Genomic DNA, 24,547 nt, shown 5'->3' on the forward strand with positions numbered 1-24,547 from the left:
AGAGAATGGTTATTCCAGGTGATTACTTAGTCGTAGAACCGGGTTGCGCTTGCCGGATTAATAAGTCTCGTAACTTGGTTTCGGGAGTTTCTTGGCCGGATTGCCGATGTACACACCCCATTCATCCGTGTTTTTGTAAATCGCAGACGCCATCCCGACCAGCGTACCCTGCGCGATATGGGTGTAGTCACGGATGGTGCTGTTTACGCCAAAAAAGGAATAGGAATCCACAACGCAATGCCCCGACAAGACAACCTGCGAGGTAAAGAAAACGTGGTCCTTAATCTGGCCATGGTGTCCGATATGGTTACCGCTCCAGAGAACAACGTTGTTGCCGATTGTTGTAAACGGCTGGATCGTATTGTCTTCCAGAATAAAGCAGTTGTCACCGATTTCGTTGCCGAACATGGTCACTTTAGAACTGACGTAGGAGATTAATTCATACCCTTTTGCTTTCGCTTCGAGGTAAACCTTTTCACGGTTACGGTTCATGTTCCGTGCCGTCATCGGGGCAAAAAACTTATATTCCTGCGGCGGAAACAGCGTCTCGACATCTTCGAATGCAACGAGTGGCAGCCCTTTAAAAGACGTGACCTCATTCAGGTATTCGCGGTTTACCGTAAAGGCAGCGACGTCATGCTCAGAGTCGTGCGTCAGGTAAAAATGGGCCAGCTCAGCCGTATCAAGTATTCCAAAAATAACAACTTTAGCCATGGTTGATTCGTGAATGGTATATTCGGGCGGCGTGTTGCGCAGCCGGAAAGCACACCGGGTTAAATTAAATCGTATTCGTTGAGCATTAAGCGGATGCTGTCAACGTCGTTATTCATCAATACATCAAGCATCGACAGCCAGGGCATAAACTCCTGACGGTTCAGCTGGGGATAGACCACTTTCCTCGCCTGGATAAAACTGAGTTGGATGGACTCCTGCGAAAACCGTTCCTTATCGTACAATTCCATGCCACCGACCGGGTTGATGTAATGGGTCGTTTTCTCCTGGAGGCAAATGTCCAGAATACGATCCTGCGCTTTCAGATGATCGTTCCGGTATACCGCCGAGGAGGGAACCACTTCGGTGGTAATGCCAAGATACCGGTTCAACTCAAGCAGTCCGGGATAAATCAGCTCAGCAATGGAACCGCCCGTAAAATTGATAATTTTTTCGAGCATCGGGTATACCGTTCCATAACAGGGGGCCTTCCGGTAGCTCTGTTCAATTGTTTTCAGCAGTTTTCCGCGCCATTTCGGATCGTTGCTCAGCTCAATCTCATTAATTTTTTTATTCTGGCTGGCTTCTTTCAGCGGAATGGTAAACATAAATTCCTGCCCATTGACCAGCATTCGGTTGCGGTTAATCCAGCCCCGGTTGATAAAGGCAACATCGTCGTACAGCACGAACTTGTCGACTGCATGCATGAGCTGCATATACCCGATATACGGGAGGAAATAGGGCTGCATGATAGCTAGTTTCACCGGCGTATTACTTTAATTTTCGCAGATAATAGTCTTCGCCGGGTACAACAATACCATCGGCTTCAGTCATGGTTGTATCGGTTCCTAACCGGATATCGCCCGGCTGTGGCTTAATGACACTTTTGGCAAAGAAGAGGTAATCTGCTTCTTTCGGAATAGGTTGTACCCCGCGTTCAAACGGGTTAATCGCAATCAGCCGGCGGGTGAGGTCCTTGCCGTACAGCGGATATTCGTAGTCATCGTTGATAGTACCCAGGGCCACTGTCGCATTCTCCGGTACGAGTTCATCAAAGCGTTTGTACGGACGGTAAATATCCGGGCGCCCCAGCGTCAGTACCCGCATCCGGTCGGCGTCAAACACCGACGGAATATCGCGTCCGTCCGGCGTATGCCAGCTAAACGGCAAGGCGCGGGTATTGTAGAATACGCACAACAGCGCCGAAATACAACCGCCGGTGAGTACCATGCCGACGTACCCTTTCCACAGCCAGCGACCGGGCCGGTCGACCGACAGGCTTGTATTACTGAACAGCAGCGCCAGCATCGGAATGCCGAACAAACCGGTTTCAATAAAATAACGGCCCTTAAACGGATCGTAGGGAGCCGAGTAGGAGAGAGCCGCAAAGTGAAGCAGAAAAGCAACAGCTAAGTATGCGTGTGGCGTTGAACGGGCCACCGGAACACCGAAAATGCCCAGTAAAACCAGAAAAAGAACCGGAAAAATCAGCCCGAAGCCAATGATGCCCCAGTACGGGTTGGCATTGTAGAAAATAAAGCGGCGGTCAAACGAAAAAGGCTGAATCGAGAAGTCGGTTTCTTCATCCAGCCGCATCCGGAGCTTGTCTTCCAGAAACACCAGCGGTTTCCGCATCTCATGATTCAGAACAACGCCAGCTTCGATGTTCCGGATACCATCCAGGTTAACATGATCGTAGCCATAGCGGACCACATTCCTTGAGCCTTGTTCGAGCAGGTTACGCAGTGAACCCGCCCGTTCGACCGACTGGTGCCTGAGTGCCGTTGGCGGTCCGATCGGGTGACCGAATACCTCAATGTTTTTGAGATAGCCGGTCGGGAATGTCCACAGGCACATGGCAATGACAATCGCAATGCCGAGTCGAAGTGTACGACCGACGAAAATGCTGAAGCCCGGTGCCAGAAAAACCGTGTAAACCATGATGACAAACACCGAAGGCAGCAGCAGGGTAAAGGTGATTTTGTGTCCGTATGCAATTGCAAAGGCCATTGCGGTCAGGTACAGATAGCGGTTATCCCCCGTTTGCCGGAAGGTGAAGAGCATATACAGAACCACGCTCAGATAAGCCGTCAGGACAATATCGGTTTCTGTTGTAATAGCCTGCATCAGGAAATCAGGCAGCAGTGCGTACCCGAGGGCACACAGGATGCTGGCCGACAACCGGCCGTTGGTAATGCGCTGGACAATGCCGAAGACAGAAACAATGGCCATCCAGTACGACAGGTGATGAATGAGCTTGAAGCCGTTTTCGAAATGGCCGGTAATGAGGTAGCCGTAAATCTGTAAAGTACAGACACTTTTGGGGTAAGTGTCAATGTTCCAGTTTGTTCCGCCGAAATGGCGCATCGAACCCCGCTGGATATACTGCACCACACGGTTCAGGTGACCGGTCATGCTGTCCCATTCGTTTGGTGCAGTAAACAAGACCAGAATGAGGTTCATGATCCCGATAATGCCCAGCGTAATAAACATAATCCCGAAAATGAACTTGGGGAATGTATCCAGTGCCCGGTACCAGCGGATCAGCTGGCGACGCCGTTCACGAATCAGCAGGGTTGGTGAAAACGGTGTGTGTGTACGATCCGGACTACTTTTGACCGTCAGGAAATGGAGGCCCCGGCCAAAGAGCGTTGCTGTAAAGAAAACCGAAATCGCCCATACCGGTGTATGAGCAGTCTGGTAGAGGGCTGATAACACAAACCCTGTGAATATGACACTTCCGGCAAACAGCAGAAATGATGTAATCATCCATTCGCTCAGCGAACGGCGGGTAATGCGCGAAGCAAGGTACCCGACATACGCAACGAACAGCACAAATGTCAGCAGATAGATAACTGTCATGGGTAAGAATCAATGGCAAAGGCAGAAACCGCGCAGGCGGTGAGGCCGGCACCGTTCCGTTGCCTATTGCTTACTGTCTAATGCCAGATTTGATTGAGTAACGTTATTGATGATGCCGCAGATACGCTCAACATCGGCCTCCGGCAGACCCGGATACAGGGGCAGACACAGCACGCGCAGGGCAACATCCTCCGAAACGGGGCACGATTGCTTATCTGTCACATAGGGCAGTGTGTTCAGCGACGGATAGAAGTAGCGGCGCGGGAAGATCTCTTCTTTATTCAGCGCTTCACGTACTTCCTGCAACAGGGCTTCTGACTCCAGCACAACCGGGTAATAGGCATAGTTGTAGCCAACGGACGGATGCAGCTCAGGGCGGGTCATCAGGCTGAAATCAAGGGTATTATTGTACAGTTCGGTTACCGTTTTCCGGGCCGCAATCAGCTCCGGTACTTTCGGCAGTACGCAGAGGCCCATGGCTGCATGAATTTCCGAGTTTTTGGCATTGATACCAATACTGTAATAATCGTCGTTACGGTGGCCGAAACTGCGGTATAAGCCCAGTTTTTCGGCCATTTCGTCGCTGTCTGTTACAATGCAGCCTCCTTCGGCCGTATGGAATACCTTGGTTGCATGGAAGCTACAGGTCGCCAGATCGCCGTAACTCATCAGCGATTTACCGTTGTAAGTGGCCCCGAAGGTATGGGCGGCATCGTAGATGACCTTCAGATTATATTGTTCCGCAATTTCCTGAATGCGTTCGATCTGGCAGGCGTTGCCATATACGTGGGTTGCCAGAATTGCCTGTGTCTTATCCGTAATCAGCGGAATGATTTTTTCCGGATCAATGGAATAATCTTCCGGCCGGATGTCGGCAAAAACAGGAGTACAGTTCTCCCACATAATTGCCGTTGTCGTCGCGCAATATGAAAATGGTGTCGTAATCACCTCACCGGTAATATTCAGCGCTTTCAGGGCCATCTGGAGCACAACTGTTCCATTGGTGCAAAACTTTACGTGTTTTACACCGAGAAACTCGCTCAGCTTAGCTTCGAGTTCGCGGGCAAGGGGGCCGTCATTAGTTAATTGTGTACGCTCCCAGATACCTTTCAGATATCCGGTAAACTCCTCTAAATCGGGCAGATAAGACTTGGTAACGTTAATCATAATGCGTAGTTGCGTCGAAAAAGCCGGGCGCCCTGTCAGGGCACTCTGCTTATTTTATGGGTACACCCTGCTCCAGGGTTTGCATGACAAACGGAAACTGAGGGCGGACATAGCCCGGCCATTTACCATACCAGGCAATGCCTTCCCGATAGTCCTCAATGTCAAAAGTAATTCCCTCCTCCATATTGAACAAGGGAGTTACCGTATCTTTAACAATCATGACGGAAATCGTATACGAGCCGTCATTCAGGAAATAGCCGGGGATTTCGCATTCGCCGGCCAGCAGTCCTTTGCTGTAGCTTTTTGACTGGGTACCGACGTTAAAAATACATTCGCCGGTCAGCGAGTTCAGGTGAAGGCTGAGGTTCAGGTTGGCCTGCTCCATCAGATTCCAGAACTCAAAGCGGAGGCGCATCGGTGTACGCACGTCAATATGCGTCTGACCCTCCCGCATCTCCGGAATCAGCTCAATCCGGCGTATCCGGACCTTATCGTTACCCGGTGCTTCTTCAGGCGTCTCCCATTGCCGCACAAGTTTCGTTTTCGAAACTTTACTGAGGTAATTTCCGATAACCTGATTGGTTTCGCCGTCTTCCAGTAACCGGCCTTTTTCAAAATACAGTGCTTTGTTACAAAGTGCCTGTACAGCGGTCAGGTTATGGCTGACAAACAGGATTGTACGGCCACTGGCTGAGTTATCCCGCATTTTACCGAGACTTTTCTTCTGGAATTCCGCATCGCCAACGGCCAGTACCTCATCCACGATCATGATTTCCGGATCAAGGTGCGCCGAAATGGCAAAGCCAAGCCGCACATACATACCCGATGAATACCGTTTGACGGGCGTATCCAGAAACTTTTCAACACCGGCAAAGTCAACGATGGCATCGAATTGCTTTTTTATTTCCGAACGGCTCATGCCAAGCAGCGAGCCGTTAAGGAAGATATTTTCGCGGCCGGTAAGCTCCGGATGGAAACCCGTACCGACTTCCAGCAGACTGGCAACCCGTCCTTTGATCCGGACGGAGCCGCTGGTGGGTTCAATAATTTTACTGAGAATTTTCAGGAGTGTCGATTTCCCGGCACCGTTGTGGCCGACAATCCCGACACGGTCTCCCTGATTTATACTGAAGCTTACATCTTGCAGGGCCCAGAACTCTTCGTGCTCCAGTCCGCCGTCAGCAGTATCTTTTTTGCGGCCAAACAGGCTTTTTACATTCTCCGCCAGCATATCCCGGAGGGTAGTGCCGCCTTTGCCTTTTTTATGGTCAATTATGTAACGTTTACTGATATTGTCGACAGTGATTACAGACATGAGCTCCTAGATATCGTCTACAAATGTATTCTCACGCTTCCGGAAGAAGGTCAGTGAGAAAGACAAAAATAACACAATTGTAATGATTGATGTGATCAGGCTTTGCGGGTTAAAATAGGCCTGTTCGCCCAGTAAAGCCCACCGGAAACCATCGATGATGCCTACCATCGGGTTGTACCAGTAAATGGGTGCCCACCAGTCCTGCGAATCAGCCACGAGCCGGCTGCTGTAGGCAATCGGGCAAATGTAAAAGCCGATCTGAACGATAAACGGGATCAGCTGGGCAATATCCCGGAACCGCACGTTGATAACGGCAAAGAACAATCCGAAAGCAAACGAAGCCAGCAGGGCCAGCAGGATAAACGCCGGCAGCAGCAGGATGTGCCAGTCGGGAACGAATTTATACCAGATGGCAATAACAATATACAGTCCCAGCGAAACCAGAAAGTCGATAAAACTAACGGCAATCGAGCTCATCGGCATGATCAGCCGCGGGAAATACACTTTCGTGACCAGATTCGAATTCAGGGTCACGCTGTTGCTGATCTGCGTGAAGGAGGTAGAAAAAAAAGTCCAGACCGTAATACCGGCAAGAACCATCAGGGGGTATGGTACGCCCGGATCAGCCGGTAATTTGGCGATTTTGCTGAAGACAAACACCATGATCAACATGGTGGTCAGGGGCCGGATAAGTCCCCAGGCGGTGCCTAATGCTGTTTGTTTGTAACGAACCGACACATCGCGCATGGAGAGAATATAAAGTAATTCCCGGTTGCGCCATAAATCTCGCCAGTAATGCCGTTCTGCCCGGCCGGATTGTATAAGTACTTCCTCGGATTTCATGATTAGTGGTTGCGTATTTGCAAAAGTTGGTCAGCAGTGAACATACTGTCTACCACTGACCAACCCCGCAAACGTACGCTATTTTAGGCTTCGCGCATGACCGAAATATAGGTCTCACGGAAGAAAACGATCAATAAACTAAGTATCAAACCTAATACTAAACCGGCCTGCATCGCAATAGACGTACGCACTTCTTTATACAACGGTAAATAAACCGGCGAAATTTCGGTGAATAAAGGAGCCTCCTTGATCATCGATAAGTGCATGTTATCCAACTGCTGAACGGCAGCAAAATACTGGGTTGACAGGAAAGAGGAATTACGGGTAAGTTTCGTTTCTTCCATTTTACCCGATGCAACAACCATTTGCTGGTTCTGATCGATCGTTCGGGCCAGACGGTTCTCATTACCTCTTAACAAACGAGACAATGAGTCAATCCGTTTTTCAAGAACATCTACCACTTCTCGGCTCTTCTTATTTTGCTTTTGGCGGTAATCTTCTTCGATAGTCTCAAGATGTGTTTCGATGAACACTTTTGTGAGCATTTCGCCTTGCATACCTCCCCAAAGTTCCATGAAGGATGATTTCCGTTCCGGCTGCTGTACGCTGATTTCGCCCTTTACCCGGGTATAAATCTGCGACATGGCGTTGATCTCCTGCTTTGTGTACTCAGAAACCTTCTTGGCCCGATCGAAATAGAAGCTACGGAGGCTATCATCGTCTTCCCATTCTTTGTCCCGGATGCCGCTATGGCGTATGTAATAATTCACCAGCAGCGTATCTTTTCCGTTGATCTTAACGGTTTTCATCAGCGTTTTCTCTACGACCGGCCGCGACAGCGCATAAATCATGAAGTTATCCCCCACGAAGATACTGGCATCCGGTGCGCTGCCGCCCAGACCGAAAGCGCTGGCCAGCGCACCGAGTTCGCCCATACCGCCACCACTGCTGCCACCGCCCAGGTTAAAGGTGATGGTTGCGTTATAGATCGGCTTCCGTTCCTCCGAAATGTCAATAAACTTACCGATGCCGGCACCGATAACCGTAAAGGCCAGCATTAGCTTCCAATAGCGTTTAAAGACGTCTTTCAGGCTGAAAATGCGCAGCATTACTGCCTTCGGAGACAGCTGGTCGGGTGGAAGCGGACGTTCTACGGTCCTTGGAATGTTATTTTTATTGATGCTTTCCATATTAATTGCCTACGCGGGTTAACACCAGAACGGTTGTGATTAACGTCAGTAATGAACCGGTAATACCAATGGCTGAGTTCAGGACCTGCTGTGGTGTAAGCGGTGTTGACGTCCGGAGCGGAACGGTAATGGTTGCGCCTGGCTCAACGCGCGGGTAGATGTTGAAAAACATAAACCGGCGGGTACGGTCTGCTGAACCGTTGGCATACACGATATAGGCACCGCGGCGACGTGACTTTTCCGTGAAGCCACCAGCCTGCGCAATGTAATCCTGAAACGTACTGCCTGGCCGGAATTTAGCGTTTGTCGGCAGCAGTACTTCGCCCTGTACCCGTACCGTTTCCAGATATTTCGGTACGAGAAGTACGTCTCCTTCTTCTACAATCATATCTTCCGCCGAGCCCGGATTTGCCAGTGCTTTACCAAGGTTAATACCGATTGGCTCCGGCGTGCCGGCAACCAGTTCTGTCTTTTTCACAACCGTATTCCGTGACACATCAGCCAGTTCATCAATAGCCTTCTGACGTTGGGCCAGCTGCTCCGCAGATTCTTTTACAGGGCGTTGCAGGGTAGCCCCTTCTTTGTAGGCATAGGGCGACAAACCTCCGGCCTGCTTAATCAGATCAGAAATACGGAGATCTTTGCGGTCAATCGGATATTCTCCTGGCATAATTACTTCGCCTTCTACCCGGGCAAAGGTCTGGGCTGCATAGTTTGGCGAACGGCGGACAATTACCTGATCAAACGGATACAGGAAAAAGCGGCTGTCGTCACTGTCTAGCGTCAGGTCGCGGTTTACCTGGAAGTGGAATACCTCAGCCAGCTGCGCCGTTTTCGACGAAACATCCACATCCTTTTTACGGCGTATCACTTCAATTTGTGCCGCCGCCGCTGATTCTTTCAGCCCACCCGCCTTCAGAATCAGATCTTCCAGTGTCATGTTCGAGACATATATAATATCACCCGTTGGCTGGTTGACTGCACCAGTAATAGATATAGTAGCATTTTCAGCCATGCTGAAACGGGACGTAATGACGACCTGATCTTCCCGCTTCAGGACGATATCTTCTGCCTTGCCGTTAATGATGTCGGCCAGGTTCAGCGAAATATTTTCGACTGAAAGATCTTCACGGGTACGCAGAATCTGGATACGGCCGGTAAAGGCATCGCCGCGCAGGCCCTCCGCATTCTGGATCAGCGTGCGGAGCGTCGGGTTCTGATCAAGCGAATAACGACCCGGACGATAGACCGCACCTTCGATGTTTACCTGGTTCTCGAAGCGGTCCAGCAACTGTTCGATGGTCACAACATCACCATCCTGCAGCTCAAATTTGGCATACTGGTCAGCGGTAACGTCAATTACCTTCCGTTCACGGTCGGTCAGACGGGTTACCTTGATGCGGTTTTTATAGGCATTTGCCGCAAAACCACCTGCGTAATACAGCACTTTATCCAGTGTTTCGTTTGGTAGCAGTTCAAACAAGTTGTTACGTTTAACCGTACCCGTTACCTCTATGCGCGACTGGTAGGTGCCGATCCGGATGATGTCACCGTCCTGAAGACGAACGTCATTCCGCTGAACGCCGTTGAGCAGGTAATCATATAAGTCCAGCGTTACCAGCACTTTGCCGCCACGAATCACGTTGACTTTCCGGTAAGAACCCAGTTCGTTGGGGCCGCCGGCCTGATAAATGGCATTGGTAGCGGTAGCCAGCGAAGAAACCGGATACGTGCCCGGACGAATGGCTTCACCGAGAATAGACACCCGGATACTGCGCAGGTCGGCCAGGGTCAGATCGAGGAACGTATTCGGACGAGCCCCGTTATAGCTTTTCAGCCCGACAAATTTCTGAGACAGCCGGTCCCGGATACGTATCTTGGCCTGTTCGACCGATAAACCGGCAACGGATACAGGACCCAGCCCGGTCAGTTTCCCGAGGAAAACAGTCCCGTCGGGTGAAACCGATTGGCTGAAATCGGCCTCAGTGTAGCCGTACATAAGGATATTCAGCTTATCGCCGGGCCCCAGCACATAATTCTGTGGCGTGGCCACGTTGATATTAGGCTGGAAAGCAGACGCCAGATCCGGGTTATTGAATACGGAACTGCCGAACAGTTTCCGGCGGATTTCCAGTTTTTCGCGGGTACGGGCGGCTTCGTAGCCGTCTTCGATTACCTCTTCATTGGTCTTCTGGGCCTGTTTGCCGTCTATTTCATCCGCTTTATCATTGGACTGGAGGGTTCCGTCGGCATTCTGTACCTGGCCATTCTGAGTACCTTGTCCGGTAGCCGAACGACCCTGCTGGTTAGGCTGATTTACCCCGCCCAGGCGTCCTTGCTGGGATTGAGTACCACCCGGCTGCCCTTTTCCGGGCTGGGATGTTCCTGGCTGAGCACTGCCTGGAATTGATGTACCGGCAGGGGTAGTGCCGCCGGGCAAACCGCCCGGAACAGCAACCGGCCCGGGTGTAACCTGGGCGTTCGTGAATGAAACAGGTATCAGTGCGGCTGCCAGTAAGAGGGCGCAGGCTGATTTAAGGCTTCGTTTAAACAATTGCTTCGTACTTGTTTTTACCTCGGAGAAGTGAAGACACCGAAAATTTTGCATATTTTTTAGGTGTATGACTAACATTAGGGGGCTTTATTGGACCTAATAACCCTTACGTTGTAAGAATTGTTTTTATTACTTAAACGGGATTTGCTGGCAAAGTAAGCGAACTTTTATCTTATTTTAAATACATTTCTATTTCACGGCGGAATTTCGTATATTGCCTCTTAGAGTAAACACATAAAATAAATTTTGGATTTATTAAGGAACGGTTACTTTGGTATCCATTACCGGAGCACTGTGCCTTTTAGTTGCAACCTTACATGGCAGATTTAACAAAGACGGTTCAGTACGATGAGGATAGTATCCGGTCGCTGGATTGGCGGGAGCACATCCGCCTCCGGCCGGGGATGTACATTGGCAAACTGGGTGATGGATCAGCCGCCGACGATGGCATTTACGTATTACTGAAAGAAGTGGTCGATAACTGTATTGACGAACACGTCATGGGGTTTGGTAAGACCATTGAGATTAAGGTATCCGACCACCGGGTGGAAATCCGGGACTATGGCCGGGGCATTCCGCTGGGCAAGGTGGTTGAGGTTGTCTCAAAAATCAATACCGGCGGTAAGTATGACTCCGGGGCATTCCAGAAGTCGGTGGGCCTCAACGGGGTAGGTACAAAAGCCGTGAACGCACTGTCCGGTTATTTCAAGGTACAGTCGTTTCGTGAGGGTAAAAGTGTCTGGGCTGAGTTTGAACGGGGGATCCTGAAAAACCAGGGCGAACTGGCTACCAGTGAGCGCAACGGTACACTGGTCTGTTTTGAGCCCGATGACTCGGTCTTTAAAAACTACCATTACATTCCGCAGTATCTGGAAAATATGATCTGGAATTACTGCTACCTGAATGCCGGACTGGTCATTTCATTTAACCGTCAGAAGTACGTTTCGCAGAACGGTCTGCTCGATCTCTTACAGAACAAGACCAATGCCGAAACACTCCGATATCCGATTATTCACCTGAAAGGACAGGATCTGGAGATTGCCATGACCCACGGCAATCAGTATGGAGAAGAATACTATTCGTTCGTGAACGGTCAGTATACCACGCAGGGCGGAACCCACCTTCAGGCATTGCGCGAAGCCGTTGTTGAAACGATCCGGAAACACTTCGATAAAAATTATGAAGTGGCCGACATCCGGGCCTCTATTATCTCCGCCATCAGTATCAGGGTGCAGGAACCGGTGTTTGAATCCCAGACAAAAACCAAGCTGGGCTCGGTCGCGATGGCCCCCGAGCCGAATGCCCCGACCGTCAACTCCTTTGTGAAGGATTTTGTCCGCGGTACGCTGGATAACTTTCTGCACATGAATCCTGCCGTACGGGATGCGCTTAAAAAACGGATTGAGCAATCGGAACGGGAACGCAAGGAGCTCGCCGGAATCAAGAAGCTGGCCAATGACCGGGCGAAAAAAGCAAACCTGCACAACAAGAAGCTGCGCGACTGCCGGATTCACCTGCCCGACCCGAAAGCCGAAGACCGGTATCAGACCACGCTGTTTATTACCGAAGGGGATTCGGCCAGCGGATCCATTACCAAGTCACGTAATGTACAGACACAGGCGGTTTTCAGCCTGCGTGGCAAACCACTCAACTGCTTTGGCCTGACCAAAAAAGTTGTGTACGAAAACGAAGAGTTTAACCTCCTTCAACACGCCCTGGATATTGAAGATGGCCTTGATTCGCTGCGCTATAACCGGATTGTTATTGCTACCGATGCCGACGTAGACGGCATGCACATCCGGCTGCTGATGCTGACATTCTTCCTCCAGTTCTTCCCTGATCTGGTGCGTAACGGACACCTGTACATTCTGGAGACACCGCTCTTCAGGGTACGGAATCCGAAAAATCATAAAGAAACAACGTATTGTTATTCAGAAGAAGAAAAGCAGATTGCCGGTGCAAAGCTGTCGAAAGGCGGTAAGAAGATCGAAATAACCCGGTTTAAGGGCCTGGGCGAAATTTCTCCGGATGAATTCGGACTCTTTATCGGTGAAAATATGCGTCTCGAACCGGTAATCATCGAGAAGGAAATTTCCATCCCGAAGCTACTTGGCTATTATATGGGCAAGAACACCCCGGACCGGCAACGGTTTATTATTGACAACCTGAGGGTAGAAAAAGATCTTGAAGAAGCTGCCCTGGTATAAACAAAAAAGACCTGATTTCTCAGGTCTTTTTTGTTTATACCGCCATTACACATGCATGGCGGTAGTCAACGGTTTCGGACTACCCTGTTTTAATCAGGTATCCGGTATGCAACTTACTGTGGCATCAGCACACGGTCAATGATGTGGACAACACCATTCGTAGTCACCTGATCGGCTGACGTTACGTTGGCAACGTTGGTGCCATTGCCTTTACCCAGGATCGTAACTTTTCCAGCGCTAACATTTGTCCGGATGCTGGTTCCCTGTGCCGTTACAAGGTCAGCACCGTTCTGGAAAGTGCTGGAGAATGCACGGTAGGTCAACACGTGGTAGTTCAGCAGGTTTGCCAGTGTCTGGGCGTTGGCGGCCCGTACGGCTGCTTCATCTGCATAACCCGCAGCCTTGAAGGCGGCATTCGTCGGAGCAAAGACCGTAATACCGTTCTGGGCATTAGCTGCTAAGCTGTTTTGGACAGTAGTACCGGCCCGTTCAACAGCCGCTGCAAAGAATGACAGGTCAGCGTTACCTTTAGCAAAGTCGAGCACCGTCACTGTCGGTGGCATCAATACCTTGTCGATAACATGAATTACCCCGTTAGTAGCGGCAATATTTACCTGAACTACTTTTGCGTTGTTCACACTGATAACATTATCCGCAGTTTTGTATACGGACAGGCGGCCATCCGACAGCGTTGTCTGATATGACGTATTGACTGCGGTCGGGAAAGCGGCCTGGTCAATCTGCGAACCCAGTACGTGGTACTGAAGAATACGTTTCAGGTCAGCGGCGTTTGCGGCGCTGACAGCTGCTGCGCTGGCATAACCGGCTGCTTTAAAGGCATCATCAGAAGGCGCGAAAATCGTCAGCGAACCTGAGCGCAGATCCTGTTCCAGACCGGCACGGGCTATGGCAGCTGATAAGAACGTCAGATTGCCGGCATTTTTGATATAGTCAGTGCCGGGAACGACCGTTGAATTACCGGGAGTCGACGTTGTTGAGCTTGGTGGATTGGTGACCGTGCCAGTACCCGGAGGGGTTGTAGTTGAGCCTGGAGGCGTTGTACCGGTACCTGGTGATTGTGGGTCCGGATCTGTTCCGTTACAGCCGACGAAGGCAGGCGCTGAAAATAGCATTGTTGCGGCAACAAGGTACGACCAGCCGTACCGTTTCATGGTCTTGTTCATACGTTGAGATTATAGATAAGTGAAATATGAACCCGTCCGGAGGATGCCTTTTGTGGCCCTGCATGGGGTAACATCGTAATTAGAACGGGGAGTGTTTAAAAGTTGTTTGCGTTTTTTTTCCTGCGGGAACACGGCATTGCCTCTCAATAGGATTAAAAATCGGGTAAGCAGAAGGAAAAATGCCCCTTTAGCAATGGTATAAAGGCATAAGGTGTAAATTTGCAGCTATTGACTGACCTCTTACTGATTTGTTGACACTAGACTCTCTCCGAAACGCTATTGACGCCATTGACGATCAAATGCTGACCCTGCTGAACGAACGCATGGAACTGGTTCGTCATGTGGGTGAACTAAAGCGTTCAACGAATGCTGTGATCTACCGGCCGGAACGCGAAAAGCAGATTATCGACCGGTTAGAACAGCAGAATAACGGATTAATGACCCGCGCCGCGATTGAGGCTGTTTTTCTGGAAATTTTTGCCGTTTCCCGTAACCTTGAGCTACCGGAACACGTAGCTTTTCTGGGTCCGGACGGCAGTTTTACCCACCAGGCCGCCGAAAGCCGGTTCGGGGCAATGAGCGCATATATGGCGTTGCCAACCATCCGTTCGGTGTTTGAAAGCGTGGAGACCGGCCGGGCACGGTTTGGGGTAGTACCCATCGAAAACAATCAGGAAGGTGTTGTCTTTGAGACCATCGACCTGCTGAATGAAAAGGAGCTGATGATTGCGGCCGAGGCCGAAATCCCGGTGCATTTTACGTTTGCGACGCAGGCCGAAAATCTCGCCGACATTACCCATATTTATTCAAAGGACATTGCGTTCCGTCAGTGCAGCAAGTTCCTGAATGACTCGTTTGATGGGTTGAAAGCTGAATTAGTACCGGTAGAGTCAACATCAAAAGCCGCAAAACTGGCCGCTCAGCAACCGAATGCAGCGGCGATATGCTCAACCATTGCGGCTAAATTATTCGGCGTGCCGGTATTATTTGATAACATTGAGGATAGTGACCTGAACCGGACGCGCTTCCTGATTCTGGCAAAAGATTTTAAGAACCAGCCTAGCGGCCAGGATAAAACAACCCTGATTGCCCGGCTGCCCAACACCGAATCGCCGGGTGTGCTGGCGGAGTTCCTCCAGGAGTTTAACGCCCGCCGGATTAACCTGACCAAAATTGAAAGCCGTCCGATGCGCGGTGGTGCGTCGTTTGTGTACTGGTTTTTGCTGGAGTGCGAAGGCCATGCCGATGAACCGCGCCTTCAGGAAATTCTGAACCACCATGCTGCTGATGTGAAATGGGTCGGCAGTTACGTGCGGGTCTCGTAAAAAAAAACTGAAGCGACAGGGCAGGCCTTGTCGCTTCAGCAAAAAGATAAACAGTTATTTGCCGGACTGATTACTCTCGGTTTGTCTGGTCTCCAGAAACCGGCGGATTTCATCCGGTCGTTTCGTTCCGATCAGGATTCGGGCTCCGCTTTTTTTGACAAGCTGAAGCCCCCACGTACCATCCATTGAATACACCCAGCCGCCGGGACCCTGCCTGGTTCCGCCTACGCCCTGCGGATATTCCCCGATTAATGCAAACTCCCTGACGTAAGCCTCCTGAATTTCCTCCCAAGAATAAACCATCCATTTGGCCCACGGAAAATACCGGAACCGAACGTCTTTGTGGTCTATTCTGGTTTCAAATTTTTTGAACAAAATCAGGTAAACAAATGCACACTTACCTAGAAAAAAAGCGATCAAAATAGCTGGAACAAACCAGACATCGTCCATGAAAATGGTTATATCAACGAGATAAAGAAAAACCAGCGGATAAGCGGCCAGTAGATATACTGGTATCCACCTGTATTTGTTCCGCTGGACTTCAATGAATGTATGGTGTTTCATGGGAGAAATATAAGCTCCCTGAAAATATTACCCAAATGATTTTTTAGGAACGGCGTTCCAGTCAATCCGGCGGTCGGCCTCGGCCAGATCGATGAATTCAAAATTTTTCAGCAACCGGTGCAGCTTCGGCCAGCAACCCTTCAGGCCGTAGTACGATTTAAACCGGCGTGCCATGCCCAGATCGTCGATGACCGGTTGGGTATGGTCAAAATCCCGCGGGTGAAAATAGGTCATCACATACGACGATTTCTGCGTAAACCGGTGAATAACCGGGTAGGGTAGCAGCCGGAAATATCCCCCGCCGGAGAAAATAACATCCTGCCCGGCAATACTCACCGTGTTGATCGGAAACTCCTTAAGTGGTGCCCCGTTGATATCGATCAGGCTTGGGGCGGTGATCCCGAATGCCGCATCCCCACCGTGTGAACGGCGCGCTGAAAAGACCGAGCAGTCCATATTGATTCCGTTTTCGAGCAGGATCGGGAATACCCAGCGGTTCAGGAATTTGATCGAAAAGCCGGGCGCACGGTATGCCCTGACAGCTTTGCCCGTTACATCCTGTAATGCCTTTATCGACCGCTGCAGGTCTTCCGTGAATTCGGCGGGTGTCTGCTCATAAGCCAGCTGATGGGCATACGAATGGGTAGCCACCTCATAGCCCGCCGCATCAATCCGTTTGATTACGTCAGGATATTTTTCGGCAACCCAGCCCAGACAGAAAAATGTCGCCCGTGAATTGGTTTCATCGAGCAGCTGGAAAATCAGGTCCATGTTCCGGTGGATACGCGACTCATACCGGCTCCATTCGGCTTCGGTCCGGGTTGAGGCGTTGTCCAGAATATGAAACCACTCTTCGATATCAAACGTCAGGATATTCATGTGTAGAAATTTGCACCGGACAGGATGGCTGACTGACCCGGTGACGGAGCATTAATAGAATTTTTTACCGGCCGCCTTAAACGCCTGTACATCTTCCTTCGTCGGGAAGGTAAAGTACGTCATCTGCGACGCATCATTTTCCTGAAGCTGATAATTACCGGAATGAATTTTATCGATAGCCTCGAGAATAGCGTCCATGCCCATCTTCTTGGTGACATGAATCAGCTCTTCCTGGGACATATTCCCGATTTCGACCGGATTCTGTACGAGAATCGGACCGCTGTCAATGCCTTCATCCACAAAGAAAACGGATACGCCCGTGCGTTTTTCATTATGCCGTAATACCCAGAATGATGGCATCAGACCACGGTATTTAGGCAACAGGGCTGTATGCAGGTTAATGCAGCCGTGCGTAGCCGTATCCAGTAGCTTTTGTCTGAAAATCTGATTACCGGCAATGGATACCAGCAGGTCGGGCTGGTAGGCCTTGATCTTCGCCAGATTTTCGTCTTTATTAATATTCCCTTCAATGTGAATCAGCGGGATTTTAAAGCCTGCCAGCACCTTGCGGACATTGTTGCGCGGATCCAGCTTCGACTTGACAAATTTTACGCCATACCGGATAAAGAATGGCAGCCCGAAAATGTCGAGCGTCTTTTTCATCTTATCCGAAAAACTTTCCCGTTTTCCGAAAGGCGATACATCAAATACCACGGTCGCAACAACCTCGGCATAGGGAGGCAGATGCTTAACGAGGTAATCAATGTTGCGGGCCAGGTAAAACGGATCGTCCTGGGTTAGAAATACAAGGCGCATTTTTTTGTCGTTCATGCTATCAGGAAACTGTTTGTTAGGCTAATATACCAGAATGTGTTTTCGGATTGGTTGTCCGGAAGTAGTCCGGAGAAGTACAATGTACCGGCCGGCAGCGGCCTGTACCAGCGGAACCGACAGCGTGCGGGATGCTTTTTGCTGACCGGATGACAGGACACGGCCGTCAATCGTATACACATCAAAGCCCGTAAAGATAGGCTGATCGTGTTCGACCTGCAAATACTGGCCGGTCCGGACCGGATTCGGATAGATCCGCAGGCTTCCCGTCAGGTCTTCTACGCCGAGAATCAGCGGGAGCGACTGGGCAATGTTGCTGTAGGCGGAACCACCGGCGCTGTTTACGGCCCGTACCCGGAACCGGTAAAGCGTGGCTTCAGTTAAGCCGCTGCTGATGTAGGTAGTGGAATTCGGCGGTAGGGTAGCCACCTTCTGATACTCGCCCGATCCGGTGCTTTGCTCAATGTCATACCCCGTTTCGTTGAATGCATTATCGGACCAGACCAGCGAAATGCTCGTCGGCGTGAAAGCACCGGCAGTCAGGTTGGTCGGGGCGGCCGGCAGGGTAGCCGGTGTGGTAACGGTCAGGGTGTTGCTGTAAGGAGACGCTCCGGCACTATTCACCGCCCGTACCCGGAACAGGTAGGTCGTCGTTTCGGTCAGCCCTGCAAGGGAGAAGCTGGCAACGTTCGCTGTCAGCGAGGCTACGCGGGTAAACGACTGCCCCGGGGTCGCCTGTTCTACTTCATAGGTGGTTTCGTTAAACGCGGCATCCTGCCAGGCAAGCGTCAGGCTTGAAGGAGTCGCGGCAACCGCAGTCAGGCTTCCCGGCGTCAATGGGACAGAGATCGGTGTTGTTACCGGAAGCGTATTACTCCAGGCTGATGCACCGGCACTATTTACGGCCCGTACCCGGAAAATGTACGTTGTATTTTCCGTCAGATTTGTAGCTGCATAAGTCGTTGATCCGGGCGAAAGCGCGGCTACACGGGTAAAGCTTTGTCCGGTTGTACTCTGCTCAATTTCGTAGCCGGTTTCATTAAAAGCACGGTCGGCCCACGACAGGTTAACACTGTTAGAAAAAATGGCAGTAGCGGTAAGGCTCTGAGGCTGAAGCGGGATGGATGCAGGGGTTGATGCCGATGCTGTATTGGTATAAGCTGACGCGCCGATACTGTTAACGGCCCTTATTCTGAAAGAATAGCCCGTTTGTTCGGCAAGACCGGTCACCTGAAATGACTGGCTGTTTGCGGCAGGAGTTGCAATCCGGCGGAACGATCCGTCAGCCTGTTGCTGCTCTATCTCAAAGCCGGCTTCATTGTCGGCGTTGTCCTGCCAGGTAAGGGTAATCATAGTCGGAGAACCGGCTGACGCCACCAGGTTGCCTGGTGCTGCGGGGGGCGTGACAATGACCGGTACGGCATCAATCGCAACCTTCGAAAAACTAAACGCCCGCATGCCGCGGCTGTTTTTCAGGTAGGGTCCCTGATAGAACGGTAATTCGGCTGTACTGTAAAACGGGGGCAGGTAGGTGACTGTCCTGGCCGTCTGCGGTGAGGCAAGTGTCAAAACTATCCGGTTGCCTTCTGCACGGCCACTTCTGACCAGCCCCGGCTGCTCGTCCAGATAAATGAAATCTGCCATGCGGCGGGTGACCTGATTACCCGTCAACGGATTGTAGATGGTTGTGTCTTGTGGCCATACCATCTGCATGTCATCATCAAACGTCAGCGTCAGCTCATCCCGACGTTCGTTATAGGCTATTTTTTTAATGTCCGGCGAATTGATCTGCCGGGTATCAGTAGACCCGTAGATATCGCGGGCAATAAGCCGGAACTGTTCAAGCGCCAGCTGCTGATTGGCCCTTGGCTCATAATGGAGACCATCATAGCCAACGGCGCCGACAGTAGCGACAGCAGCGAGGTTGGCATATAGCTGTGGCGTACGGCGCTGAAAATCGCGGAGATCACCGGCCCCCGGCACTGAGGGCGTCATAATATTGATCTGACCGATGTAGATTTTCGGGGCTTGCCCGAAGTCTTCGCGGAGCTGGTTGTAGAACGTCCGGAATTTATCGGCATAGCCCGCCGGTTCGCCCCCTGCTTCATTTTCGCCTTGTTTGTAAATAATGGCCTTCACCTTATCGGCCACACCGGCCCACTGCGCCCGGTACAGTAAGCTACCATAGTAATTACTGTAGTCAGCATGATTGGCGGGCGTCCGGTTGCCAAGTTCCAGAATACTGGCTCCGCCAATACCACCGTTTATCACCAGCGTCGGAATACCGTATTGCTGTAAAATATGCCGTTGGATTTCCATCCCCAGCATACCGACACTGCCAAAGGGTTCACGCGCGGAATACCAGCGTATCTCGGCCGGGACATTAGTTGATCCATAAGGATAGGTTACGTTCCGGAGCAGCCGGTCGTCGAGCTGGTAATCGTCGAGACCGGCAAGGCCCAGGGCGTTAGACTGTCCGTACAGCATGTAAACATCGCCGCATACGATGCGTTTCCGTTCGGTCACCGGCACAGTTTCATTGCCACGACGGAGAGTGATCTGGAACGTATATTCGACCGGCTCGGCCTGGATCGAAACAGGAATGCGAAATTGGCTGCCCCCCCCTTCGGAGATGGATTGGCTGGCTGATTTCCAAAAAGTACCTTCTTTCAGGACTGAGACATCAACCTGTTGAAAACCGGCATCATTTACTTGTCCGCTAATGATGACCTCTGCCTGGTTCTGGCCATCGCGGGGATATAACTGTAAATCTTTTGGCAGCTGGGTAAATGATACCGAAGGTTGTGCCAGCACCGAAAAAGTGCTAAATGCCAGGCACAGGAAAAGTAAAAGTTTAAACATTTAATGAGCGCTAAAATTTTCAGGGTAACCGTAAGGCTGTTGAATGTACAGTGCTTGCCGAAAAATCAATATTTCGGTGATTTCAGGCGGGAAACAGTATGCCATTTCTTAATTCTTAAAAAAATGATAATTTTGCCTGTCTTTTGGTTTGAAAATCGTGGCAAAATAATGATTTTCCAGCCTTATTGACCAAAAATATTATTTTAGGTGTTGCGAAAATAGTCCAAAAACGCCCACCGTCACCTATGACCGACCTGTCCGTCATCATCCTCACCTTTAATGAGGAAAAACACATAGGGCGCTGCCTGAAAAGTCTGCTGCCGTTCACTGATAAAATCTTTATTGTCGATTCGTTCTCGACGGACCGGACAGTGGAGATTGCCCGTTCATTAGGTGCGGTAGTTGTACAGAACCCGTGGGTGACTTATGCTACCCAATTCAATTTCGGCATTGATAACCTGCCGTTTCAGACAACATGGATTCTGCGGATGGATGCCGACGAATACATTACGCCTGAGCTGGCGCAGGAGGTGTCCAAAAAACTACCGGGGTTGCCCGATGATGTAAGCGGAATTTACATTAAGCGCCGCGTGCTGTTCATGGACCGGTGGATTAAGCATGGCGGTTATTACCCGATCTGGCTGATGCGGTTCTGGCGGCGCGGGCAGGGCATCTGCGAGCAGACCTGGATGGATGAACACATCAAGCTGACGCAGGGACGGCACATCCGGTTTGACCATGACGTTGTCGATCACAACCTGAATAACCTGACCTGGTGGACACAGAAGCATAATAATTATGCCATTCGGGAAGTCATCGATCTGCTGAATATCAAGTATAACTTTACGAATGCCGAGCGGGTGGAGCCACGACTGATCGGTGGCACGCGTGACGAAATGAAGCGGTATCTGAAAGTAAAATACGCTTCACTGCCTTTGTTTACGCGGCCGTTTATGTATTTCTTCTACCGGTATTTTTTCGGACTTGGCTTTCTGGACGGCCGGCGCGGACTGGTCTGGCATTTTTTACAGGGTCTGTGGTACCGTTTTCTGGTCGATGCAAAAATGCTGGAAGTATACCGGCATGCAGGGCATAATAAGGAAGCGATTATCGAATTCTTTTTAACCGAATATGGAAAAGACTTACGGGCAGGACCAAGATAGTAACAGGGTTGACAGGCAGGGTGTTACCGATCTTTCCCGGTTTAATAACAGCTGGTATAAGCCGGGGCCGCGCTGGAAGGTGCTCCTCTGGTTTTTCGTGAATACACTGGTATTGAAAAACTATCTGCCCATTCCGGTATTAATAAAAATAAAAGTAATGCAACTGTTTGGCGCTAAAATCGGTCATCATGTAATGATTAAGCCCAACGTCAACGTGAAGTACCCGTGGTTTCTGGAGATCGGTAATTACGTCTGGATCGGGGAGGGTGTCTGGATTGATAACTTTTCGATGGTAACCATTAGGGATAATGCTTGTCTCTCTCAGGGAGCCATGCTGCTGACAGGGAATCATAATTATCAGTTGCCGACCTTTGATTTGATGCCAAAGCCGATCATAATTGAAGAAGGGGCCTGGGTAGGCGCACAGACAGTTGTTTGTCCCGGGGTTATCTGCCGCAGTCACTCGGTTCTGGCCGTGGGTTCAGTGGCGACCCGTTCCCTGGAGCCTTATGGCGTGTACCAGGGTAACCCCGCAAATTTTGTGCGAAAAAGAGAGATAAAGGCGTGAAAGTTAGCATAATCACAGTCGTATACAACGGTGTTGAAACCATAAAGGATACAATTGAGTCAATTTTAGCCCAAACGTACCCTGAAATTGAATATATCATTATTGACGGTGGATCGAAAGACGGCACCGTTGACCTCATAAAAAGTTACGGCACGCGAATTGCTCAATTTGTGTCAGAACCGGACAAAGGGTTGTATGATGCCATGAATAAAGGCATACAACGGGCCACCGGCGATGTGATTGGTCTCCTGAATGCCGATGACTTTTACCGGCATCAGGATGTGATCAAGCATGTGGTGGAAACGTTTGACCGGACAAAAAGCGATGCCGTTTACGGCGATATGCTGTATGTGGACCGGAACGATGTGTACAACGTACGCCGTTATTTCAGGTCGGGCAAGTACGCCACAGGAGCCTTTTTATGGGGATGGATGCCGGGGCATTTATCCTTCTTTGCGAAGAAAAAACTATATGATCAGTACGGGCTGTTCCGGCTTGATCTGAAAAGTGCGGCCGACTATGAGCTGATGCTGCGCTTTATTCACAAGCATAAGATTTCGCTGACTTACATGGACGAAACGACCATCGTGATGCGGGAAGGTGGGGTCAGTAACGGCAGTTTGAAAAACTGGTTGCGGGGAAATCTGGAAGATCGCAGGGCCTGGGAACTGAATGAGATAAAACCCTATCCGTTTACGCTGTTTTTCAAGCCGTTGCGGAAACTGCCTCAGCTGATTCTGAAAGAAAAGAAGAACACCTTTACGTATCCGTTAAATAAATGAAAATGTCATTTGATCAATATGTCATTGGCATTAACCGGAATAATGTAATTTTTAGTCACATTTTCTAACCTGCCTGACTCTTTAAAAACTATTTCTATGAACCTGGAATTACTCATTGCCTTCATCAAAAATAAGTTCAATGAAGAACTGTTTACGATAGGCCTATACCAGTGTTTGCTGTCGTTCCTGGTTGCGTGTTTTGTCTCAATAATTTCGATTCCGGTTGTCATAAAAATTTCGGAACTGAAATCATTGATGGATAAGCCGGGCGAGCGCCGTTCGCACACAACCCCGACCCCGACCTTTGGCGGAATCGGCATCTTCGCGGCAGTACTGATCAGCTATTTTTTGTGGCCGAGCATTGACCAGACGGATATTTACCGGACTAACCTGTCAATTGTCGGCATGACCATCCTCTTCTTTGTCGGCATCAAGGATGACCTGGTTAATGTTGATCCGAATAAGAAAATCTTCTTTCAGGTTCTATCTGCCATGATCCTTATTTTCTTTGGGGATCTGAAGGTCGATTACCTGTACGGAATTATGGGGTTTCACCATATTGAGCAGTTAATCAGCGTATTACTAACCTGTTTTATCTTTATTGCCCTGACCAATGCCATTAACCTTATTGATGGTATCGACGGTCTGGCGGGCGGTATTGCGACCATCGCCAGTGCTACGTTTGGCGGCTGGTTTCTACTGACGAATCACTTTGCGATGGCCTGTCTGGCGTTTTCCCTGTCAGGCGCCCTGATTGGTTTTTTACGGTTCAATTTTTCGAAGACCAGCAAAATCTTCATGGGTGATACCGGATCGCTGATTCTGGGTTTTATGCTGTCATTCTTTGCTGTCCGGTTTATAAACCTGAACGCATCGTACCGTTTCGAGCCGACGGCGTTTTTTAACGCCCCCATCATTGCCATTGTGATTCTGATCGTACCGATTTTTGATACCCTGCGCGTATTTCTGGTACGTATTCTGGCTGGCCGTTCACCGTTTGCGGCTGACCGGAATCACATGCACCATATTCTGCTGGACAACGGCTTGAGCCATGCCCAGGCGACTATGTTCCTGTGTGCAGCTTCGCTGTTCAATACGGTCTTGTTTTTCATGCTGCACCGGAATATTACCAATACACAATCACTGCTTGTGCTTGCAGCGCTGTTTATGTTGTATATGCTGATCAGTTTTGTGCTGAAGATGCGGGCGCTGTTTATTTCGACGCATCCGCGCCGGCGCCGTGCTGTACTTCGCCGCGAGTTTATGAGCGCATTTACCGGCAGAGAGGGTACTAAACGATTGATAGACTGGTTGTAAGCGTTTATGCCATACTGAAATGATCTTCGGGCAGCTTCGGAAGAAGCTGCCTTTTTTTGTTTCCCGATTTGTAAAATCAGTATACTAAAGAGGCTCCGGCGTATAGGGCAGCGTAACTAAAAAGCATTACGTTGGATAAAAAATAACTAGTTAACGGTAAGATAATTTTGCTTCCGGCCGGATTAAGGATAATTTTATTTGGAAGAACAACCTGAATGCATCG

General features: G+C 50.1%; 19 protein-coding genes. 6 read left to right on the forward strand and 13 right to left on the reverse strand.

Features of this window, described 5'->3' with window-relative positions:
* Positions 1-57 precede the first annotated feature (57 nt).
* The 8 genes from AC23NW_RS09170 to AC23NW_RS09205 form a co-directional block, all read right to left on the reverse strand.
* Entirely contained in the window at positions 58-714 is a 657-nt protein-coding gene (locus AC23NW_RS09170) for an acetyltransferase (RefSeq protein ID WP_293841117.1), read from the reverse strand.
* Positions 715-773: 59 nt separating this feature from the next.
* Positions 774-1,475, reverse strand: coding sequence for a WbqC family protein (locus tag AC23NW_RS09175; protein ID WP_293841120.1), 702 nt, complete (start codon positions 1,473-1,475; stop codon positions 774-776).
* Between the two features lie 7 nt (positions 1,476-1,482).
* Positions 1,483-3,573 carry a glycosyltransferase family 39 protein gene (locus AC23NW_RS09180; protein ID WP_487449041.1) on the reverse strand — a complete coding sequence of 697 codons (2,091 nt, stop codon included), beginning with the start codon at positions 3,571-3,573 and terminating at the stop codon, positions 1,483-1,485.
* Positions 3,574-3,636: 63 nt separating this feature from the next.
* Entirely contained in the window at positions 3,637-4,740 is a 1,104-nt protein-coding gene (locus AC23NW_RS09185) for a DegT/DnrJ/EryC1/StrS family aminotransferase (RefSeq protein WP_487449043.1), read from the reverse strand.
* A 49-nt stretch (positions 4,741-4,789) separates the two neighbouring features.
* Positions 4,790-6,055 carry an ABC transporter ATP-binding protein gene (locus AC23NW_RS09190; protein WP_293842248.1) on the reverse strand — a complete coding sequence of 422 codons (1,266 nt, stop codon included), beginning with the start codon at positions 6,053-6,055 and terminating at the stop codon, positions 4,790-4,792.
* 6 nt (positions 6,056-6,061) lie between these two features.
* Positions 6,062-6,898, reverse strand: coding sequence for an ABC transporter permease (locus AC23NW_RS09195; RefSeq protein WP_293842251.1), 837 nt, complete (start codon positions 6,896-6,898; stop codon positions 6,062-6,064).
* Positions 6,899-6,981: 83 nt separating this feature from the next.
* On the reverse strand, positions 6,982-8,088 hold the full coding sequence (locus AC23NW_RS09200) for a hypothetical protein (RefSeq protein ID WP_487449044.1): 1,107 nt from the start codon (positions 8,086-8,088) through the stop codon (positions 6,982-6,984).
* A gap of 1 nt (position 8,089) precedes the next feature.
* The gene (locus tag AC23NW_RS09205) at positions 8,090-10,696 is read right to left on the reverse strand and encodes an SLBB domain-containing protein (RefSeq protein ID WP_487449045.1); all 2,607 of its coding nucleotides are present in this window, start codon (positions 10,694-10,696) and stop codon (positions 8,090-8,092) included.
* 263 nt (positions 10,697-10,959) lie between these two features.
* On the opposite strand from AC23NW_RS09205, the gene AC23NW_RS09210 reads away from it, so the two are divergent.
* The gene (locus AC23NW_RS09210; RefSeq protein ID WP_293842257.1) at positions 10,960-12,849 is read left to right on the forward strand and encodes a DNA topoisomerase IV subunit B; all 1,890 of its coding nucleotides are present in this window, start codon (positions 10,960-10,962) and stop codon (positions 12,847-12,849) included.
* Positions 12,850-12,962: 113 nt separating this feature from the next.
* Here AC23NW_RS09210 and AC23NW_RS09215 read toward each other — a convergent pair whose 3' ends face one another.
* Positions 12,963-14,033 carry a fasciclin domain-containing protein gene (locus AC23NW_RS09215; RefSeq protein WP_487449046.1) on the reverse strand — a complete coding sequence of 357 codons (1,071 nt, stop codon included), beginning with the start codon at positions 14,031-14,033 and terminating at the stop codon, positions 12,963-12,965.
* 251 nt (positions 14,034-14,284) lie between these two features.
* Between AC23NW_RS09215 and pheA the strand changes: the two genes are divergently transcribed.
* Positions 14,285-15,358: a prephenate dehydratase gene (gene pheA, locus AC23NW_RS09220; protein WP_293842269.1), complete on the forward strand. Its 1,074-nt coding sequence runs from the start codon at positions 14,285-14,287 to the stop codon at positions 15,356-15,358.
* 54 nt (positions 15,359-15,412) lie between these two features.
* On the opposite strand, the gene AC23NW_RS09225 is transcribed toward pheA, so the two are convergent.
* Genes AC23NW_RS09225 through AC23NW_RS09240 form a run of 4 tightly spaced genes read right to left on the reverse strand, consistent with a single transcriptional unit; the run spans position 15,413 to position 20,494 of the window.
* Positions 15,413-15,922, reverse strand: coding sequence for a hypothetical protein (locus AC23NW_RS09225; protein ID WP_487449047.1), 510 nt, complete (start codon positions 15,920-15,922; stop codon positions 15,413-15,415).
* 27 nt (positions 15,923-15,949) lie between these two features.
* A complete protein-coding gene (locus tag AC23NW_RS09230; RefSeq protein WP_487449048.1) occupies positions 15,950-16,801 on the reverse strand; it encodes a polysaccharide deacetylase family protein in 852 nt (283 codons plus the stop codon).
* Between the two features lie 51 nt (positions 16,802-16,852).
* Positions 16,853-17,632 carry a methionyl-tRNA formyltransferase gene (locus tag AC23NW_RS09235; RefSeq protein WP_487449049.1) on the reverse strand — a complete coding sequence of 260 codons (780 nt, stop codon included), beginning with the start codon at positions 17,630-17,632 and terminating at the stop codon, positions 16,853-16,855.
* A 24-nt stretch (positions 17,633-17,656) separates the two neighbouring features.
* Positions 17,657-20,494: a fibronectin type III domain-containing protein gene (locus AC23NW_RS09240; protein WP_487449050.1), complete on the reverse strand. Its 2,838-nt coding sequence runs from the start codon at positions 20,492-20,494 to the stop codon at positions 17,657-17,659.
* 245 nt (positions 20,495-20,739) lie between these two features.
* Here AC23NW_RS09240 and AC23NW_RS09245 point away from each other — a divergent pair, with 245 nt between their 5' ends.
* The 4 genes from AC23NW_RS09245 (at position 20,740) to AC23NW_RS09260 (ending at position 24,324) form a co-directional block, all read left to right on the forward strand.
* Positions 20,740-21,657: a glycosyltransferase family 2 protein gene (locus AC23NW_RS09245; RefSeq protein WP_487449051.1), complete on the forward strand. Its 918-nt coding sequence runs from the start codon at positions 20,740-20,742 to the stop codon at positions 21,655-21,657.
* On the forward strand, positions 21,626-22,225 hold the full coding sequence (locus AC23NW_RS09250; RefSeq protein ID WP_487449052.1) for a WcaF family extracellular polysaccharide biosynthesis acetyltransferase: 600 nt from the start codon (positions 21,626-21,628) through the stop codon (positions 22,223-22,225). The genes AC23NW_RS09245 and AC23NW_RS09250 overlap by 32 nt, the downstream gene beginning before the upstream one ends.
* A complete protein-coding gene (locus AC23NW_RS09255; RefSeq protein WP_487449053.1) occupies positions 22,222-23,007 on the forward strand; it encodes a glycosyltransferase family 2 protein in 786 nt (261 codons plus the stop codon). The genes AC23NW_RS09250 and AC23NW_RS09255 overlap by 4 nt, the downstream gene beginning before the upstream one ends.
* Positions 23,008-23,103: 96 nt before the next feature.
* Complete coding sequence (locus AC23NW_RS09260; protein WP_487449054.1) at positions 23,104-24,324, forward strand: glycosyltransferase family 4 protein; 1,221 nt, start codon at positions 23,104-23,106, stop codon at positions 24,322-24,324.
* The last annotated feature ends 223 nt before the right edge of the window (positions 24,325-24,547 follow it).

The sequence above is a fragment of the Arsenicibacter sp. R0_47 genome (genome assembly GCF_057652235.1).

Excerpts from the sequence above, each read along its gene's own strand:
- AC23NW_RS09170 (WP_293841117.1), bottom strand. The coding sequence starts at position 714 with ATGGCTAAAGTTGTTATTTTTGGAATACTTGATACGGCTGAGCTGGCC.
- AC23NW_RS09180 (WP_487449041.1), bottom strand. The coding sequence starts at position 3,573 with ATGACAGTTATCTATCTGCTGACATTTGTGCTGTTCGTTGCGTATGTC.
- AC23NW_RS09185 (WP_487449043.1), bottom strand. The coding sequence starts at position 4,740 with ATGATTAACGTTACCAAGTCTTATCTGCCCGATTTAGAGGAGTTTACC.
- AC23NW_RS09190 (WP_293842248.1), bottom strand. The coding sequence starts at position 6,055 with ATGTCTGTAATCACTGTCGACAATATCAGTAAACGTTACATAATTGAC.
- AC23NW_RS09195 (WP_293842251.1), bottom strand. The coding sequence starts at position 6,898 with ATGAAATCCGAGGAAGTACTTATACAATCCGGCCGGGCAGAACGGCAT.
- AC23NW_RS09200 (WP_487449044.1), bottom strand. The coding sequence starts at position 8,088 with ATGGAAAGCATCAATAAAAATAACATTCCAAGGACCGTAGAACGTCCG.
- AC23NW_RS09205 (WP_487449045.1), bottom strand. The coding sequence starts at position 10,696 with ATGCAAAATTTTCGGTGTCTTCACTTCTCCGAGGTAAAAACAAGTACG.
- AC23NW_RS09210 (WP_293842257.1), top strand. The coding sequence starts at position 10,960 with ATGGCAGATTTAACAAAGACGGTTCAGTACGATGAGGATAGTATCCGG.
- AC23NW_RS09215 (WP_487449046.1), bottom strand. The coding sequence starts at position 14,033 with ATGAACAAGACCATGAAACGGTACGGCTGGTCGTACCTTGTTGCCGCA.
- AC23NW_RS09225 (WP_487449047.1), bottom strand. The coding sequence starts at position 15,922 with ATGAAACACCATACATTCATTGAAGTCCAGCGGAACAAATACAGGTGG.
- AC23NW_RS09230 (WP_487449048.1), bottom strand. The coding sequence starts at position 16,801 with ATGAATATCCTGACGTTTGATATCGAAGAGTGGTTTCATATTCTGGAC.
- AC23NW_RS09235 (WP_487449049.1), bottom strand. The coding sequence starts at position 17,632 with ATGAACGACAAAAAAATGCGCCTTGTATTTCTAACCCAGGACGATCCG.
- AC23NW_RS09240 (WP_487449050.1), bottom strand. The coding sequence starts at position 20,494 with ATGTTTAAACTTTTACTTTTCCTGTGCCTGGCATTTAGCACTTTTTCG.
- AC23NW_RS09245 (WP_487449051.1), top strand. The coding sequence starts at position 20,740 with ATGACCGACCTGTCCGTCATCATCCTCACCTTTAATGAGGAAAAACAC.
- AC23NW_RS09250 (WP_487449052.1), top strand. The coding sequence starts at position 21,626 with ATGGAAAAGACTTACGGGCAGGACCAAGATAGTAACAGGGTTGACAGG.
- AC23NW_RS09260 (WP_487449054.1), top strand. The coding sequence starts at position 23,104 with ATGAACCTGGAATTACTCATTGCCTTCATCAAAAATAAGTTCAATGAA.